Origin of the sequence: Thermanaerothrix sp. (assembly GCA_026417795.1) — a bacterium.
Classification (GTDB): Bacteria; Synergistota; Synergistia; order Synergistales; family Synergistaceae; genus Thermanaerovibrio.
The window spans coordinates 1-2,293 of sequence record JAOACP010000075.1 but is presented as its reverse complement, the minus strand read 5'-3'; the positions used below and the strand labels follow the sequence as shown (position 1 = coordinate 2,293).

General features: G+C 42.7%; 2 protein-coding genes. Both read left to right on the top strand.

What is annotated here, in order from left to right; all coding sequences use genetic code 11:
* A partial coding sequence (locus N2315_09050; GenBank protein ID MCX7829321.1) for a hypothetical protein occupies nucleotides 1-1,110 on the top strand: 1,110 nt, incomplete at its 5' end.
* Nucleotides 1,111-1,397: 287 nt separating this feature from the next.
* A partial coding sequence (locus N2315_09045; GenBank protein MCX7829320.1) for an extracellular solute-binding protein occupies nucleotides 1,398-2,293 on the top strand: 896 nt, incomplete at its 3' end.

Below are 2,293 nucleotides of genomic sequence, written 5' to 3'. Positions count from 1 at the left end.
CATTATAAAGGAAATATCACTCCCCCCCGTTCTTACGAAGAATGGGGCCACCTTATAAAGGCCCTTGCCCACCATCTGGTTGATCGATATGGACGGGAAGAGGTTCGGCGTTGGTTTTTTGAGGTATGGAATGAGCCAAATCTTTCTATGTTTTGGACCGGCACCCAGGAAGATTACTTTACGTTATATGAATATGCAGCCCGGGCAATAAAAGAGGTAGATAGCCAGCTTAAAGTAGGAGGTCCTGCTACAGCTATTGATGCCTGGGTTCCTGAATTAAAGGCATTTTGTGCCACAAGGGATGTTCCCCTTGATTTCATTTCGACCCATCATTACCCCACCGATTTGGCCTTTAGTTTGGGTACTAACATGGAAGAACGGATGGCTAAAGCACAAAGGGGGGAACTGGCCTGGAGGGCCAAAAAAGTTGTAGAAGATGCGGCTCCTTTCCCTGTGTATTATACCGAATGGAATAATTCGCCGAGTCCGCGGGACTACTATCATGATATCCCCTATAATGCGGCCTTTATTGTTAAAACGCTTATTGATATCATGGATGTACCTTTGGGATGTTATTCTTTTTGGACCTTTTCTGACATATTTGAAGAATGTGGGTTTAGTTCTTTACCATTCCATGGAGGGTTTGGCTTATTGACGATTCATGGAATCCCCAAACCCTCGTATAGGGCTTTTCAACTCCTTTCTCGGCTAGGGGAAACCCGTCTTTCGGGGGAAGTACTGAACCCAAGCCCCACTGTTGATTGGGTGGCGACAAAAAATGAAAAAGGTTTGGTTGTGATCCTTACAAATCATCAAATTCCCCTTTCTCCTATACATACAGAGGATGTGTTTATTACTGTAAAGGGCCATTTAAAGATAGAAAAAATCCTTGTAGAACGGATCGATGAAAACCATGGGAACCCCCGGAAAGTATGGGAAGAAATGGGAAAACCCATATATCTTACAGAAGAACAAATTCAAACCCTTATAACATCTTCAGTACTGTCACAGAAAGCAATCCAAGAACAAGAAACGCAGGGAGAAATCTCTTTTACGGTAGAGTTACCACCACATTCGGTTGTGGCTATTTTTTTACAATGTAAAAGATAATTAATGTCTTCCTTACTTTAATCTTCTTTCTTACTTTAATCTTCTTCTTTCGGGTGCACGATACCTCTCTTATCGTTGCGTAGAGTGTACATTTTTATCTGATATACTACATTTTTTATGATAAAAAACTTGCCAGATTCAATTTTTCCGGTATATAATGGGAAAAGAACAGGTAAGAACAATATATAACGAATAAATTGATATAAAAATCGTTTTATATTGTCTTGGTAGTAATCCTAGCGAAGAAGGCGGGAATTACTATAAAGAAAATTTTAAGGAGGATATCTATGAAGCAAGGCGTAGGACAGCGCTGGTTATTAGGACTAGTGCTGGGGGCTATGAGTCTGGTGTTCCTTTTGGGATGTCAACAGAAAAATAAGGGCCCCCAGGCTGCTGGCGGTCAACCGGAGGATTATCCGATTACGATTTCGGTGTTTACGATTCAGCCCCAACAAACACCGCCGCCGGACAACAAGATCTACAAGTGGATTAAGGAAAAGTTCAATGTGACCTTTACGTGGGACATTGCGGTGGGGCAAAAGGATCAAAAGATAGGGACGATGATAGCGGCCCAGGATTATCCTGACTTGATAGAAGTAGATAGCACCAAGTTTATTGAGGCGAAGGCGCTGATACCGCTAGAAGATCTGATTGAGAAGTACGGGCCCAATTTGAAGAAGAAATATGCGGCGGTGTGGGAGAAGATGAAGGAAGATGATGGGCATATTTATTGCCTTCCGAACTGGGGGGTTATTACAGGGGAATACAAGAGTTCCTATTACAGTGAATCGGCCTTATGGATTCAGAAGGCGGTGTTAAAGGAGTTTGGGTATCCGAAGATCAAGACGTTGGATGAGTATTTTGACTTGATTGAGAAGTACGCGAAGAAGTACCCCACAATTAATGGGCTACCGACGATAGGATTTACGATTCTTACCTATGACTGGCGTGCCTTTTGTTTGATAAATCCTCCGAACTTTTTGGCGGGGAACCCCAACGATGGGAATGTGATAGTGGATAAAAAAACCTTTGATGCGAAGGTGTTTTTAGGATTAGACATTTCGAAGCGGTGGTTTAAGAAACTGAATGAGATGAACGCGAAGGGGCTTATTGACCGTTCCTGTTTTGTGGATAACTACGACCAGTACATGGCGAAGCTCTCTTCGGGGCGTGTATTGGGGAT